General features: G+C 39.8%; 16 protein-coding genes. 8 read left to right on the top strand and 8 right to left on the bottom strand.

Going from position 1 to position 12,883, the window contains the following annotated elements; genetic code table 11:
* Nucleotides 1–49: 49 nt before the first annotated feature.
* The 3 genes from T7867_RS07165 to T7867_RS07155 are packed head-to-tail and all read right to left on the bottom strand — an operon-like array spanning nucleotide 50 to nucleotide 1,590.
* A complete protein-coding gene (locus T7867_RS07165; RefSeq protein WP_068217297.1) occupies nucleotides 50–616 on the bottom strand; it encodes an anthranilate synthase component II in 567 nt (188 codons plus the stop codon).
* Nucleotides 613–1,137 (bottom strand): CvpA family protein, encoded by a 525-nt coding sequence (locus T7867_RS07160; RefSeq protein WP_068217294.1) that lies wholly within the window; start codon nucleotides 1,135–1,137, stop codon nucleotides 613–615. Before T7867_RS07160 ends, T7867_RS07165 begins: the two co-directional genes overlap by 4 nt.
* Nucleotides 1,138–1,590, bottom strand: coding sequence for a GatB/YqeY domain-containing protein (locus tag T7867_RS07155; RefSeq protein ID WP_068217292.1), 453 nt, complete (start codon nucleotides 1,588–1,590; stop codon nucleotides 1,138–1,140).
* A 69-nt stretch (nucleotides 1,591–1,659) separates the two neighbouring features.
* Between T7867_RS07155 and T7867_RS07150 the strand changes: the two genes are divergently transcribed.
* The 4 genes from T7867_RS07150 (at nucleotide 1,660) to metK (ending at nucleotide 5,165) form a co-directional block, all read left to right on the top strand.
* Nucleotides 1,660–2,376, top strand: a complete 717-nt coding sequence (locus T7867_RS07150; RefSeq protein ID WP_288340584.1) for a pyridoxine 5'-phosphate synthase — start codon at nucleotides 1,660–1,662, stop codon at nucleotides 2,374–2,376.
* Entirely contained in the window at nucleotides 2,373–3,134 is a 762-nt protein-coding gene (locus T7867_RS07145) for an alpha/beta fold hydrolase (RefSeq protein WP_288340582.1), read from the top strand. Before T7867_RS07150 ends, T7867_RS07145 begins: the two co-directional genes overlap by 4 nt.
* A gap of 1 nt (nucleotide 3,135) precedes the next feature.
* Entirely contained in the window at nucleotides 3,136–3,846 is a 711-nt protein-coding gene (locus tag T7867_RS07140; RefSeq protein ID WP_068217282.1) for an SAM-dependent methyltransferase, read from the top strand.
* A 65-nt stretch (nucleotides 3,847–3,911) separates the two neighbouring features.
* Nucleotides 3,912–5,165: a methionine adenosyltransferase gene (gene metK, locus T7867_RS07135; protein ID WP_068217279.1), complete on the top strand. Its 1,254-nt coding sequence runs from the start codon at nucleotides 3,912–3,914 to the stop codon at nucleotides 5,163–5,165.
* Nucleotides 5,166–5,216: 51 nt separating this feature from the next.
* On the opposite strand, the gene hpf is transcribed toward metK, so the two are convergent.
* The 4 genes from hpf to T7867_RS07115 all read right to left on the bottom strand — a co-directional run bounded on the left by hpf (nucleotide 5,217) and on the right by T7867_RS07115 (nucleotide 7,892).
* Nucleotides 5,217–5,513 (bottom strand): ribosome hibernation-promoting factor, HPF/YfiA family, encoded by a 297-nt coding sequence (gene hpf, locus T7867_RS07130; protein ID WP_068217276.1) that lies wholly within the window; start codon nucleotides 5,511–5,513, stop codon nucleotides 5,217–5,219.
* A 25-nt stretch (nucleotides 5,514–5,538) separates the two neighbouring features.
* Complete coding sequence (locus T7867_RS07125) at nucleotides 5,539–6,420, bottom strand: tyrosine-type recombinase/integrase (protein ID WP_068217274.1); 882 nt, start codon at nucleotides 6,418–6,420, stop codon at nucleotides 5,539–5,541.
* 62 nt (nucleotides 6,421–6,482) lie between these two features.
* Nucleotides 6,483–6,677, bottom strand: a complete 195-nt coding sequence (gene rpsU, locus T7867_RS07120; RefSeq protein ID WP_068217272.1) for a 30S ribosomal protein S21 — start codon at nucleotides 6,675–6,677, stop codon at nucleotides 6,483–6,485.
* A 75-nt stretch (nucleotides 6,678–6,752) separates the two neighbouring features.
* Nucleotides 6,753–7,892: an acyl-CoA dehydrogenase gene (locus tag T7867_RS07115; protein ID WP_068217270.1), complete on the bottom strand. Its 1,140-nt coding sequence runs from the start codon at nucleotides 7,890–7,892 to the stop codon at nucleotides 6,753–6,755.
* A gap of 171 nt (nucleotides 7,893–8,063) precedes the next feature.
* Between T7867_RS07115 and rfbB the strand changes: the two genes are divergently transcribed.
* Both rfbB and rfbA read left to right on the top strand, forming a co-directional pair.
* Nucleotides 8,064–9,113 carry a dTDP-glucose 4,6-dehydratase gene (rfbB, locus tag T7867_RS07110; protein WP_068217267.1) on the top strand — a complete coding sequence of 350 codons (1,050 nt, stop codon included), beginning with the start codon at nucleotides 8,064–8,066 and terminating at the stop codon, nucleotides 9,111–9,113.
* Nucleotides 9,110–9,973 (top strand): glucose-1-phosphate thymidylyltransferase RfbA, encoded by an 864-nt coding sequence (gene rfbA / locus T7867_RS07105; RefSeq protein ID WP_068217265.1) that lies wholly within the window; start codon nucleotides 9,110–9,112, stop codon nucleotides 9,971–9,973. Before rfbB ends, rfbA begins: the two co-directional genes overlap by 4 nt.
* Here rfbA and T7867_RS07100 read toward each other — a convergent pair whose 3' ends face one another.
* The gene (locus tag T7867_RS07100) at nucleotides 9,974–10,978 is read right to left on the bottom strand and encodes a M28 family peptidase (RefSeq protein ID WP_068217261.1); all 1,005 of its coding nucleotides are present in this window, start codon (nucleotides 10,976–10,978) and stop codon (nucleotides 9,974–9,976) included.
* 149 nt (nucleotides 10,979–11,127) lie between these two features.
* Here T7867_RS07100 and T7867_RS07095 point away from each other — a divergent pair, with 149 nt between their 5' ends.
* Together T7867_RS07095 and nusA are read left to right on the top strand one after the other, a co-directional pair.
* The gene (locus tag T7867_RS07095) at nucleotides 11,128–11,598 is read left to right on the top strand and encodes a ribosome maturation factor RimP (protein ID WP_068217258.1); all 471 of its coding nucleotides are present in this window, start codon (nucleotides 11,128–11,130) and stop codon (nucleotides 11,596–11,598) included.
* A gap of 5 nt (nucleotides 11,599–11,603) precedes the next feature.
* The gene (gene nusA, locus T7867_RS07090) at nucleotides 11,604–12,848 is read left to right on the top strand and encodes a transcription termination factor NusA (RefSeq protein ID WP_068217255.1); all 1,245 of its coding nucleotides are present in this window, start codon (nucleotides 11,604–11,606) and stop codon (nucleotides 12,846–12,848) included.
* Nucleotides 12,849–12,883: the final 35 nt, after the last annotated feature.

Genomic DNA, 12,883 nt, shown 5'->3' with positions numbered 1-12,883 from the left:
CTCAACACTGTTAAGTGGCCGAAAGTTCTACTTTTTCCACTAGGGCAGTTCAAACAATATTATAAAAACTAGCCCAATTTCTAAGCATTTCTATTCCGTATTCTGTCAGAACTGCCTCAGGGTGAAACTGAATGCCGCTCAACATTAGGGCTTCAGACTCCATTGCCATTATTTCTTTCTCGACTGTTTTAGCCGTTGTCTTGAAACCTTCTGGTAGATCTTTCAAAACCAAAGAATGATAACGAACTACATTGAATTTTTCTGGCAAGCCGTTAAAAACGATGCTTTCCTCTGTACGAATGGTAGAAAGCTTACCATGCATAGGCCTGATTGCTTTTGTCAACCTAGCGCCTTGCAGCATACCTAAAGCCTGATGACCAAGACAAATCCCTAAAATGGGAGTCTTTCCAAGAAAACTCTTTGCAATTTTTAAAAGCTGGCCCGCAGTTTCTGGCGTTTCTGGACCGGGCGAAAGAACAACTCCAGAATATTCCTTCTCAAAGAATTTATCAAAGGGCTGGTCATTTCTCAGCACATCTACCTCAACATTCAATTGTTGGAAATAGTCTACTAAGTTGTAAGTAAACGAATCGTAATTATCTACTAGGAGGATCAAGCTGGAGAGAGTAATTCTTTGATAGAATCGAGCATTTCTTGGGCAAATGGAAGCACCACATCAAGGCTAGCAATAAGCTTTGGCCCAAGTTCAGTTAGGAACGGATAAAGTACCAATTCCTCTTCCTGACCAGGTAGCTCAATTCCAAAATTGTTGACTAGCCAAAGCAAAATACTCACTCCAATAGCCCACTTAACTAAGCCAAGAATAGCTCCAGCAAACTTATCGAAACCACCAAGAAGCGTTAAATCAATCATCTTCTTGAGTAGTTTGCCCAACATGTTCACCAGTATAATTATGGCCAGAAATATGACCAAAAAAGAAATGAAGGGTAAAAGCTGATCAAAATCCTCAAAATATTCGGACAAATAAACCATGCCCGTTTCCATCAGCTTAAACCCGCCAATAATAGCTAGCACAAAAGCTAAGACACCAAAAATCTCAAGCAAAAGTCCTTTCCTGAAGCCCAACACAGCTCCAAAGACCAAAGGAATAAGTAAGATGATGTCTAGGGTTTTCAATTACTTAGTAAGCAAAGTTTTTACCATGGTAGAGATAGCTTTTCCATCGGCTTTACCAGCTAATGCTTTTGTAGAAGCACCCATTACTTTACCCATGTCTTGAGGGCCAGTGGCTCCTACTTCTGCAATAATTTTTTGCAACTCAGATTTTAATTCTTCTTCAGAAAGCTGCTTCGGAAGGTAACGCTCAATTACTTCAGCTTCGTCCATTTCAACCTTATATAGGTCTTCTCTTCCTTGTTCTTTATAAATAGCAGCAGAATCTTTTCTCTGCTTTACAGCTTTGGCCAACAGTTTCATTTCGGCATCAGAAGATACTTCTCCTCCACTACCTTTGTCTGTTTCTGCCAAAAGAATCATTGATTTTATAGATCGAAGTGCTTTTAACTCTTCCTTATTTTTAGCCAACATGGCTTTCTTGATATCTGAGTCAATTTGCTGTTTTAGGCTCATGATGAAATATTATTCAGAGATTTGAAATCATTAACTTGCGCACAAAGTTATGCAATAAAGCCAATTTGAATGACTAGACTAAGTGTGAACATCAATAAGGTAGCTACTATTAGAAATGCAAGAGGAGGAAACAACCCGAATGTAGTGCAGGTAGCCAAAGATGCGGAGAGATTTGGGGCGCAGGGAATTACCATTCACCCAAGGCCAGATGAAAGACACATTACTACTAAAGATGTCTATGATCTGAAGGATGTGGTTACCACTGAATTCAACATTGAGGGTTTTCCAGACGATAGATTTCTAAAAATTTTGGACGAAGTAAAGCCAAACCAAGCCACACTGGTTCCAGACCCTCCCCACGTTTTAACCTCTAATGCAGGTTGGGATACCATTAACCGAGCAGATGAATTAAAGCCCATCATTGAGCAGATAAAAGCTATGGGCATAAGGGTTTCTATTTTTGTGGAGCCTGAGATAGAAATTATTGAAGGTGCGCATGCTTTAGGTACAGACAGAATTGAACTCTACACGGAGATGTATGCTACAGGTTTCAAACAGAACCCTGAAGAAGCCATAGCTAAATATGCCTCCGCTGCTGCTAAAGCACATGAATTTGGTATTGGCATCAATGCAGGTCACGATTTAGACCTAGACAACCTGAACTACTTAGTAAAAACAATTCCACATATAGATGAAGTATCCATTGGACACGCACTCATTTGCGATGCGCTGTACTATGGACTAGAAAACACCATTCAACTTTATTTGAGAGCACTCAAAGTATGACATTACTGAATCATAAAATTCTTGGAGAGGGGGAGCCTCTTGTCATTCTTCATGGGCTTTTCGGCTCACTAGACAACTGGATGACCCTAGGTAAAAAATGGGCCGAGGATCGTCAGGTTATTCTGGTAGATCAGCGAAATCATGGCAATTCTTTTCATGCCGATGAATTCAACTACCAGTTAATGGCTCAAGACTTGCAAAAGCTGCTTAGCCACCTCAAAATCACCAAGGCTACAATTTTAGGCCACTCAATGGGAGGTAAAACTGCGATGCAATTTGCTATACAGTACCCAGAAAAAGTTGAGAGGCTTATCATTGCTGACATTGGACCAAAGTTTTATCCTGTCCATCACCAGACAATTCTTAAAGGATTCTACTCTGTGCCGGTAAATGAAATAAAGTCTAGAAACGAAGCGGACGATATTTTATCGAAACAAATCACCGAGTTTGGAATTAGACAGTTCTTGTTGAAAAACTTGGCTCGAGATAAAAACGGCTTCAGCTGGAAAATGAACTTAGATGTAATTGCCAAGAACATTGAAGAAGTAGGTAAAGCACTCAATCAAAATGCGACTTTCGATAAGCCAACCCTTTTTGTGAGAGGTGGTAATTCGGACTACATTACGAATGATGATGCCAACATGATTCATTCCATCTTCACCGATTCTAAGCTAGAAACAATAGATGGTGCTGGTCACTGGTTGCATGCCGAAAAGCCAGATGAATTCTTCGAATTGATTAACTCATTTCTCAACTAAGATGGAAAAAGGAGTCGTATACCTCATACCCAATGTAATTTCTGCTGAAACTCAAGAAGCTGTAATTCCGGCACATGTAAGAAGTGCTATTTTAGAGACTGACATCTTTTACGTTGAAGACTTAAGAACTGCAAGAAGGTATGTGAGTAGCCTTAAGCTTGGCTTGACAATCGAAGAACTAGACTTTAGAATTCTCGATAAGAAAACCTCTTTTGAAGACTGCTTCGAAATTGCTCAAATAGCTCTGGAGGGGAAAAACCTTGGAGTTATTTCTGAAAGTGGTTGCCCAGGTGTTGCTGATCCTGGAGCCAGACTAGTCCATATGGCTCAGCAATTGGGCATAAAATGTAAGCCACTTGTTGGCCCATCTTCGATTCTAATGGCTTTAATGGCTTCTGGATTCAATGGTCAATCTTTTGCTTTTCATGGTTACTTGCCAATAGATAGGAAAGAACGCCAACAGAAGATCAGACAATTAGAAAAAGAATCAAAAGAAAAAGATCAGACTCAGATTTTCATGGACACGCCATATAGGAACGAAGCCTTACTATTAGATATAATCAAAGTGGCTCGAGCCGATTCATTCCTATGTGTGGCCAGAGATATTACTGGTGAAAAGGAACTAATAAGAACCAAATCGGTTGCTAAATGGACCGCCAAAGAAATAGACCTGAAGAAGATACCAACCATCTTTTTGCTTTATGCCAACTAGAGTTCTCTAATTTCCTTTTACAGTTCTAACTATAAACCTATTTTTGCAGCCTTAAATAATAAATTATGCCATATCTATTTACCTCAGAATCAGTGTCTGAAGGACACCCAGATAAAGTAGCCGATCAGATTTCTGATGCGCTAATCGATAACTTTTTGGCCTTCGACCCTGACTCAAAAGTTGCTTGTGAAACCTTGGTTACTACCGGACAAGTGGTTTTAGCAGGCGAGGTAAAGTCTAACACCTACCTAGACGTTCAGAGAATTGCCAGAGAAATGATTGAGAAAATTGGCTACACGAAAGCCGAATATCAATTCGACAGCAAATCTTGTGGTGTACTTTCTGCCATTCACGAGCAGTCTGAAGATATCAACCGTGGAGTTGACAGAGCTTCTAAAGAAGAGCAAGGCGCAGGTGACCAAGGGATGATGTTTGGTTATGCAACTAACGAAACTGAAAACTACATGCCTTTGGCATTAGACCTTTCTCATAAAATTCTTCAGGTGTTAGCCGATTTAAGAAGAGAAGGAAAAGAAATAACCTACTTGAGACCAGACGCAAAATCTCAGGTAACTATTGAATATTCTGATGACAACGTTCCCACAAGAATCGATGCGATTGTAGTTTCTACACAGCACGATGATTTTGATGAGGAAAATACGATGCTGGCTAAAATTAAGTCTGACATCATAAATATCTTAATTCCACGTGTAAAAGCATTACTGCCAGATCATATTCAGAAGCTATTCAATGATGACATCAAGTATCACATTAACCCAACAGGTAAATTCGTAATTGGTGGTCCTCATGGCGATACTGGTTTAACAGGTCGTAAAATTATTGTAGATACCTACGGTGGAAAAGGCGCTCACGGTGGTGGTGCATTCTCAGGAAAAGACCCATCGAAAGTTGACCGTTCTGCGGCTTATGCCACCAGACATATTGCAAAAAATTTAGTAGCCGCTGGCGTTGCCGATGAGGTTCTAGTACAGGTTTCTTACGCAATTGGTGTAGTTGAACCAATGGGTATTTACATCAACACCTATGGCACTTCTAAAGTAGGAATGAACGATGGCGAAATAGCTAAGAAGGTTTCTGAAGTATTCGACATGAGACCTTACGCCATTGAGACTCGACTAAACCTAAGAACACCTATTTATTCTGAAACTGCGGCTTATGGCCACATGGGTAGAAAGAATGAAGTAGTGAAAAAGACATTCATCAATGCTAGTAACCAACCAAAGGAGTTTGAAGTAGAGCTCTTTACCTGGGAAAAGCTAGACTACGTAGATAAAGTAAAAGAGGCTTTTGGTCTCTAAACAAAAAAAGCCCTGAAATTCAGGGCTTTTTTTTATGGATATGTTTACGAGTTAATGCGCGAGCATTTTCTCTTTGTGCTTCTTAATTTGTCTTCTTAGGGCTTCGGTACAGTGGTCTGTAGCCGCTTCAAACGAACCATTGGTTTTGGTGGCAAACAACTGCTCACCTGGTATATTCAGTTTAATCTCAACTGTCTTATTCTCAATACCCTCATTATTCAATCTGAGAATTACTTCTGCATCGATAGTCCTATCATAAAAAGTATCTAGCTTATCGAGTTTCTTCTGGATAAAATCGATCAACTTAGCATCTGCATCGAAGTGGAGTGATTGAACTTGTACTTTCATCTTTCTATTATTTAAAGGGTTAAACTTATGCCTTTGGATGAGCCTGATCGAAAACCGACTTGAGCTTCTCCAAAGAGTTATGTGTATAAACTTGCGTGGCCGCCAAACTGCTATGTCCTAATAAATCTTTCACCGCATTCAAATCGGCTCCTTTATCTAAAAGGTGGGTTGCAAAAGTATGGCGCAACGCATGAGGGCTCTTCTTATCCAATGACGGCACCTGATTGAGGTACTTTCTAACTATTCGGTAGATCATCATCGGGTATGCCTGCCCTCCATTCTTATTAACGATCAAATATGAATTCTGATCGTGTGAAAAGACATGATTTTTCTCAGCAATTAGATTTTTTAACAACTCATTCAAACGCTTAGAAACAGGGATTATGCGCTCTTTATTGCGTTTTCCTAGTACCTTAATGGTTGACTCTGAGGACTTAAAGTCGGAAACCTTGAGTCCTAAAAGCTCCGAAAGTCGAATGCCTGTTCCATAAAGTAATTCTAGAATAATTTGTTCTGTTTTCCCCTCAAAGGAATCTTCAAAAACAAGTCTATCTAAAAAAGTAGAAAATTCTTCTTCATTAGCGAAGCCAGGCAACTCCTTTTTCACCTTTAAAGACTTAATCTTCTGTGTAGGGTCCTTGGTTATAGACTCTCGCTTGAGCAGGAATTTATAGAACGACCTCAGTGAGGCAATCTTTCTATTGACCGTTCGTGCCGAAGTGCCTTCGTCCATTAAGGATAAAACCCAAGAACGAATCATTAGCTGCGTGGCCTCAGATAAACTTGAAATGTTGAATTGCTGCTGAGCGTATTGCTCAAATTGATTTAAGTCGTTTTGGTACGACTTAACGGTGTGTTGGCTGTACCGTTTTTCGAATGATATGTATCTAAGAAAGGAATCTATCATGCTAGTACTGCGTCTTTACACACAGTACTAACATAATAATTTATAACTACTAAAGAAATGGATTAGTAGTTTTCTTTGGCGTACATCTTTTGCTTGTATGCAGCCTTGATTTTCTCTGTTCTGCGAGTAACGGAAGGCTTCTCAAATTGAGTTCTAGATCTCAATTCTCTAAGTACTCCGGTTCTTTCGAATTTCTTCTTGAAACGCTTAAGCGCTTTGTCGATTGATTCGTTTTCTTTTACGTTAATTACGATCATAACTTAATAACACCTCCTCTCATTCGGGCTGCAAAGGTATACAATTAAACCCGAATGCAATGTTAGTCATTAAAATTATTTCAATAACGATCTGGAAATCACCAGTTTTTGTATCTCTGAAGTACCTTCTCCAATAGTGCAAAGCTTAGAGTCTCTGTAATACTTCTCTACAGGGTAGTCTTTAGTATAGCCATAACCTCCAAAAATTTGAACAGCCTCATTTGAGAAGGAAACAGCACACTCAGAGGCAAAATACTTAGCCATGGCAGACTCTTTTGTCATTGGCTTACCATCGTTTTTCAACTGTGCCGCTCTGTAAGTCAACAATTTAGCAGCCTCAAGCTCTGTAGCCATATCTGCCAATTTGAATGAAATACCTTGGAAGTTGAAAATCGGCTGGTTGAACTGATGTCTTTCTTGAGAGTAAGCCAAAGCCGCTTCAAAGGCTCCTTCTGCAATACCCAAACTCAAAGCAGCAATTGAAATTCTTCCTCCATCTAGAACCTTCATTGCCTGAATAAATCCTTCACCAACATTTCCTAAAAGGTTCTCTTCAGGAATACGACAGTCTTCAAATATCATTTCGGCAGTCTCTGAAGTTCTCATTCCGAGTTTATCTTCCTTTTTACCTGCTTCAAATCCTTTTGTTCCTCTTTCAACCACAAAAGCGGTCATACCATGAGAATCACCTACTTCACCAGTTCTGGCAATTACTACAGCAATATCTCCAGACTTGCCATGGGTAATCCAGTTTTTGGTTCCGTTCAACACCCACTCATTACCGTCTTTTTTGGCAACAGTCTTCATGTTTCCAGCATCAGAACCAGTGTTTGGCTCGGTTAAGCCCCAAGCACCAATCCACTCTGCTGTAGCTAGCTTCGGCAACCACTTTTTTTTCTGATCTTCATTACCAAAAAGAAGAATATGGCCTGTGCAAAGAGAATTGTGCGCAGCCACTGAAAGGCCTATTCCTGGATCTATTTTAGCGATTTCAGACACCACAGTGATGTACTCATCATAAGTAAAGCCTGATCCTCCATATTCTTGAGGAACCAAAACCCCCATGAGACCGAGCTCACCGAACTTTTTGAAAATATGAACTGGGAACTCTTGCTTATCGTCCCATTCATTTCTGAAAGGAGCTATTTCCTTCTCCCCAAAGTCTTTAATCATATCAGCGATCATGCGCTGATTTTCATTCAACTCAAATTCCATATCTATTATAGTTTGTGGAAATTTATCAATTTCATTTCGCCAAACAAACGATCGTTAGGCAAAATAGTTTAACGTTATTTTTCTGCCATTCGCCTTTCCATAAGCTGGCATTCAACTAAATTGCCTTTAAGGATTCTATATAGACCGTACTTTTAAGTAAAAAAAACAACCATGAAAAAGCTATTGATAACAGGAGGCGCAGGATTTATCGGAAGTCATGTGGTTAGACTGTTCGTTAATAAATATTCAGACTACCACATTTACAATCTAGATGCGCTGACTTATGCAGGCAACTTAGAAACACTGAAAGATGTTGAAGAAGCTCCTAACTATACTTTTGTTAAAGGAGACATTGTAGACGCCTCTTTTATCGATGAGCTTTTCGATACACACCAGTTCGATGGCGTTGTTCACCTAGCAGCTGAGTCTCATGTAGACAGATCTATCTCCGACCCTTTGGCTTTCGTTAGAACCAATGTAATAGGCACTGTCAATCTGCTAAACTCAGCGAAAAGAATTTGGGCAGATAATTTCGATAGAAAGCGGTTCTACCACATTTCTACTGACGAAGTATATGGCTCTTTAGGGGAAACAGGCTTCTTTTTAGAGTCTACCTCCTATGATCCTCAATCGCCATATTCAGCCTCAAAGGCAAGTTCAGATCATTTTGTGAGAGCTTATGCCAATACTTACAAACTTCCTGTAGTAATCTCCAACTGCTCCAATAACTACGGACCGAATCAGTTTCCTGAAAAGCTACTTCCTCTTTGTATTCATAACATCAAGAATAATAAGCCTCTGCCAATTTATGGAAAGGGTGATAACATTAGAGACTGGCTGTACGTGGTAGACCACGCAAGGGCCATTGATGATATTTACCACAAAGGCCAAGCAGGAGAAACCTACAACATTGGTGGGTTTAATGAGTGGAAGAATTTAGACATTGTAGAACTGCTTTGCGATGTAATGGACAAGAAGTTGGGCAGAGAAGTAGGAGAATCTAGAAAGCTAATCACATTTGTAAAAGATAGAGCGGGGCACGATAAGAGATATGCCATTGATGCTTCAAAGATTAAAGATGAATTAGGCTGGGAACCTTCGCTTCAGTTTGAAGAAGGTCTTGAAAAAACCGTAGATTGGTACTTATCCAACCAAGAGTGGCTGGATCATGTAACTTCAGGTGATTACAAGAACTACTACAAAAAACAATATCAGCAATGAAAGGAATTATTCTAGCAGGAGGTTCGGGCACTAGGCTTTATCCTTTGACGTACGCAGTAAGCAAGCAGCTTATGCCAGTGTACGATAAGCCAATGATCTATTATCCGCTATCTATACTAATGCTCTCTGGAATTAGAGAAATATTGATCATTTCTACCCCGCATGACTTGCCGAATTTTCAAAAACTATTGGGAGATGGCAGCCAAATTGGCTGTTCATTCAGTTATGCTGAACAACCAAAGCCAGAAGGATTAGCACAGGCCTTTACCATTGGAGCCGATTTTATAGGCAACGATAAGGTAGCCCTCATTTTAGGTGACAACATATTCTATGGCTCAGGTTTGCCCAAGCTATTGAAAGAAAATGCGGATCCAGATGGCGGTATAGTTTACGCCTACAGGGTAAACGACCCAGAAAGATATGGTGTGGTTGAGTTTGATGATGAGATGAACGCCATCTCTATAGAAGAGAAGCCAGAAAACCCTAAATCTAACTGGGCTGTTCCTGGAATCTACTTCTACGATAACCAAGTGGTGGAAATAGCTAAAAACCTTAAGCCAAGCCCAAGAGGTGAATTAGAAATCACGGATGTGAACCGAAAGTACTTAGAAATGGGCAAGCTGAAGGTGAGCACTATGGATAGAGGTACGGCCTGGCTAGACACCGGAACCATAGACTCCCTAATGCAAGCAGGGCAGTTCGTTCAGATTCTGGAGAAAAGACAAGGCATTAAGATTTCTTGTATCGAAGAAATAGCCTACCGAATGGGTTACATCACCGCAGAAAAACTACAAGAGATTGCCAAACCTCTAGAAAAATCTGGCTACGGTGAATACCTGTTGAACCTACTTAAAGGTTAATTACTCATTATAAAGAACAGTAAGAACAACATGTGCAACGGCAGATAAGGTCTCCTTACTAATGATGGACATGTTGTCTTTTTCAGTATGGTGATAGTCACCAAACCCATTTAATTCAGGACGATAGTCAAGAATATCAATCATTGGTATTCTAGCAATTTCGTTAACAAAAACGTGGTCGTCAATAATGCCAGAAAAGCCTATTTGCTTCACAAAGTATTGTTCATACCCGAGTTGGTGAGCCACGTCCCAAGTTTGCTCCAAGGTTCTGCTGGCGTATTGTTTCGAAGCTCCATCGTAGTAAAAGGTTGCTCCTTCAGCACCCACCATATCTAAAAGTATACCATAGTAAGCACTATAATTTGCTTGGTGCTTGTTCTTACTCCAATACTGAGAGCCTAAGCAGTACCAGCTTTGCTTACCAAATTCCTCAGGGTCAACGCCCATACCATTTACTTCATGCTCCCCCCAGTCTTCTCCATCAAAAAGGATCATATCTACACCAACAGAGGGTGGGTTTGGCCCGCTCATGATTCTCGCAATTTCTAAAAGAACAGAAACACCACTGGCCCCATCATTCGCCCCGTCAATTTCTACCATATTGTTATCCGAATCTTTATCTCCGAAAGGTCGAGTGTCCCAATGAGCTGCTAGCAATATTCTCTTTTTACTTTCTGGGTTAAACGAAGCCACTATATTCTTTAGCTCTACCTCTGTTCCATCATAAACCCTATCAGTAAATTCTTGAACGGTCACCTTTGCCCCATAGGCTTCAAACTTATCTACAAACCAGTTTGCCGCCTCTCGGTGTGCCTCTGTGTTAGGCACTCTAGGGCCAAAGTCTACTTGTTTTTGCGTAAACATGTAGAGCGAATCGGCATTGGGTTTTGGAGCCTCTTTAAGCACTGTTTGCTTGCTAGAAGAACGAGAGCTACCCTCCTGACTTCCACAAGAAAGGGTGGCAAAAGTCAATGACGCCAGAAGAAACAAGAATAAATTTTTCATAAATCTGCTTTGAAGCCTAAAAATAGAGGCATTTCTTATAAACTACGAATGAATCAGCTTTTTGATTTGAAATAAAAATCTACTACTTTTGCACCACTTAATGGTTATTTTCCAGAGGGGACACAAAGTCCCCTCTTTCTTTATTACCAATGAAAGAGTTAACAGAATCGATAAAAGAGTTAGCAGAAACACATTTAGAGGATGATTCATTCTTCATTGTCGATGTGATTTCAAAGGGAATAAGCGGAAAAACTAAGATTCTGGTATTGCTAGATAATGATGAAGGAGTAAACATAGATGACTGTGCTACCCTTAGCAGAAAACTGGCTGAAGATATTGAGTTAGAAGATCTCATAGATGTAGCTTATGTTCTTGAGGTTTCATCTCCTGGGCTAGATCACCCACTCTCTTCTGTTAGGCAATACAAAAAGAATGTAGGCAGACGGTTAAAGGTTAAGCTTACTTCTGGCGCTATGCTAGAAGGGGCACTCAATGCCGTAAACGAGGAGGCCATAACATTGGCCGCTGAGCGTAAAGAAAACAAAAAGAAATTGATTGAAGAGAAAGAAGTTCCTTTCTCCGAAATTGAAAAAGCTAATGTGTTAGTGTCATTTAAGTAAATAAAATGGACAGTGGAATTTTAATTGAGTCGTTTGCAGATTTTGCAAAGCAGAAAAACGTAGACAGACCTACCATGATCAGAATTCTGGAAGATGTTTTCAGAACGATGATCAGAAAGAAATTCGAAGTAGATGATAATTTCGACATTGTCATCAATGCCGATAGAGGTGACCTTGAAATCTGGAGGTTCAGAGAAATTGTAGACGATAACTCTGAAGACATCTGGGACTACGATAAAATTAGCTTGACTGACGCCAGAAAAATTGAACCAGATTTTGAAATCGGTGAAGAAGTGGCAGAAGAAATCAAATTAGAAGATTTCGGAAGAAGAGCTGTTATGACTGCTCGTCAGACACTAATCCAAAGAATTAAAGACCTTGAGAAAGACATCCTTTACCAAAAGTACAAAGATTTGGTTGGGGAAATTATTTCTGCTGAGGTATACCAAATACTAGGAAGAGAAGTGCTTTTAATAGATGGTGAGGGCAATGAGCTGTCACTACCTAAATTCGAGCAAATCTCTAAAGACAGATTTAGAAAAGGAGACAATGTTCGCGCCATTGTGGACAGAGTTGAAATGATTAACGGAAACCCCAAAATCATCCTTTCTAGAACATCAGGAGAATTCTTAGAAAGACTTTTCGAAAGCGAAGTTCCAGAAGTATTCGATGGTCTAATTACCATCAAAAAAGTGGTTCGTGAGCCAGGTGAAAGGGCTAAAGTTGCTGTTGAATCTTATGACGATAGAATTGATCCGGTAGGTGCCTGCGTGGGGATGAAAGGATCTAGAATTCATTCAATTGTTCGAGAGCTACAAAACGAAAACATCGATGTTATCAATTTTACAGATAACATGGAGCTATATATTTCCAGAGCTCTTAGCCCTGCGAAAATCTCTAGCATGAAAATACTAACTGATGAAGGAAGAGTCTCAGTTTACCTAAAACCAGATCAGGTTTCTCTTGCTATTGGTAAGGGAGGCCAGAACATTAAACTAGCCTCAAAACTAGTTGGCCTTGAAATAGATGTATTCAGAGAGTTGAATGAATACGAAGAGGAAGATGTAGATTTGGATGAATTTGCAGATGAAATCGATAGCTGGATTATCGATGAATTGAAAAGAATTGGTTTGGATACTGCCAAGAGTGTTCTAGCCCTAGCTCAAGAAGATATTGTGAGAAGAACTGAGCTAGAAGAAGAAACAATAAAGTATCTGTTTGAAATTTTAAAGAAAGAGTTCGAACAATAATAGAGTTTTATATAACCTTAAAAAGAGGGATATTT

This window comes from Roseivirga spongicola (genome assembly GCF_034376045.1).
GTDB classification, from domain to species: domain Bacteria; phylum Bacteroidota; class Bacteroidia; order Cytophagales; family Cyclobacteriaceae; genus Roseivirga; species Roseivirga spongicola.
This window is presented reverse-complemented; position numbering and strand designations above follow the sequence as displayed.

What these genes read in the sequence shown, in the direction of transcription:
- T7867_RS07155 (WP_068217292.1), bottom strand. Translation starts at nt 1,590, where the DNA reads ATGAGCCTAAAACAGCAAATTGACTCAGATATCAAGAAAGCCATGTTG.
- T7867_RS07150 (WP_288340584.1), top strand. Translation starts at nt 1,660, where the DNA reads ATGACTAGACTAAGTGTGAACATCAATAAGGTAGCTACTATTAGAAAT.
- T7867_RS07145 (WP_288340582.1), top strand. Translation starts at nt 2,373, where the DNA reads ATGACATTACTGAATCATAAAATTCTTGGAGAGGGGGAGCCTCTTGTC.
- T7867_RS07140 (WP_068217282.1), top strand. Translation starts at nt 3,136, where the DNA reads ATGGAAAAAGGAGTCGTATACCTCATACCCAATGTAATTTCTGCTGAA.
- metK (WP_068217279.1), top strand. Translation starts at nt 3,912, where the DNA reads ATGCCATATCTATTTACCTCAGAATCAGTGTCTGAAGGACACCCAGAT.
- hpf (WP_068217276.1), bottom strand. Translation starts at nt 5,513, where the DNA reads ATGAAAGTACAAGTTCAATCACTCCACTTCGATGCAGATGCTAAGTTG.
- T7867_RS07125 (WP_068217274.1), bottom strand. Translation starts at nt 6,420, where the DNA reads ATGATAGATTCCTTTCTTAGATACATATCATTCGAAAAACGGTACAGC.
- rpsU (WP_068217272.1), bottom strand. Translation starts at nt 6,677, where the DNA reads ATGATCGTAATTAACGTAAAAGAAAACGAATCAATCGACAAAGCGCTT.
- T7867_RS07115 (WP_068217270.1), bottom strand. Translation starts at nt 7,892, where the DNA reads ATGGAATTTGAGTTGAATGAAAATCAGCGCATGATCGCTGATATGATT.
- rfbB (WP_068217267.1), top strand. Translation starts at nt 8,064, where the DNA reads ATGAAAAAGCTATTGATAACAGGAGGCGCAGGATTTATCGGAAGTCAT.
- rfbA (WP_068217265.1), top strand. Translation starts at nt 9,110, where the DNA reads ATGAAAGGAATTATTCTAGCAGGAGGTTCGGGCACTAGGCTTTATCCT.
- T7867_RS07100 (WP_068217261.1), bottom strand. Translation starts at nt 10,978, where the DNA reads ATGAAAAATTTATTCTTGTTTCTTCTGGCGTCATTGACTTTTGCCACC.
- T7867_RS07095 (WP_068217258.1), top strand. Translation starts at nt 11,128, where the DNA reads ATGAAAGAGTTAACAGAATCGATAAAAGAGTTAGCAGAAACACATTTA.
- nusA (WP_068217255.1), top strand. Translation starts at nt 11,604, where the DNA reads ATGGACAGTGGAATTTTAATTGAGTCGTTTGCAGATTTTGCAAAGCAG.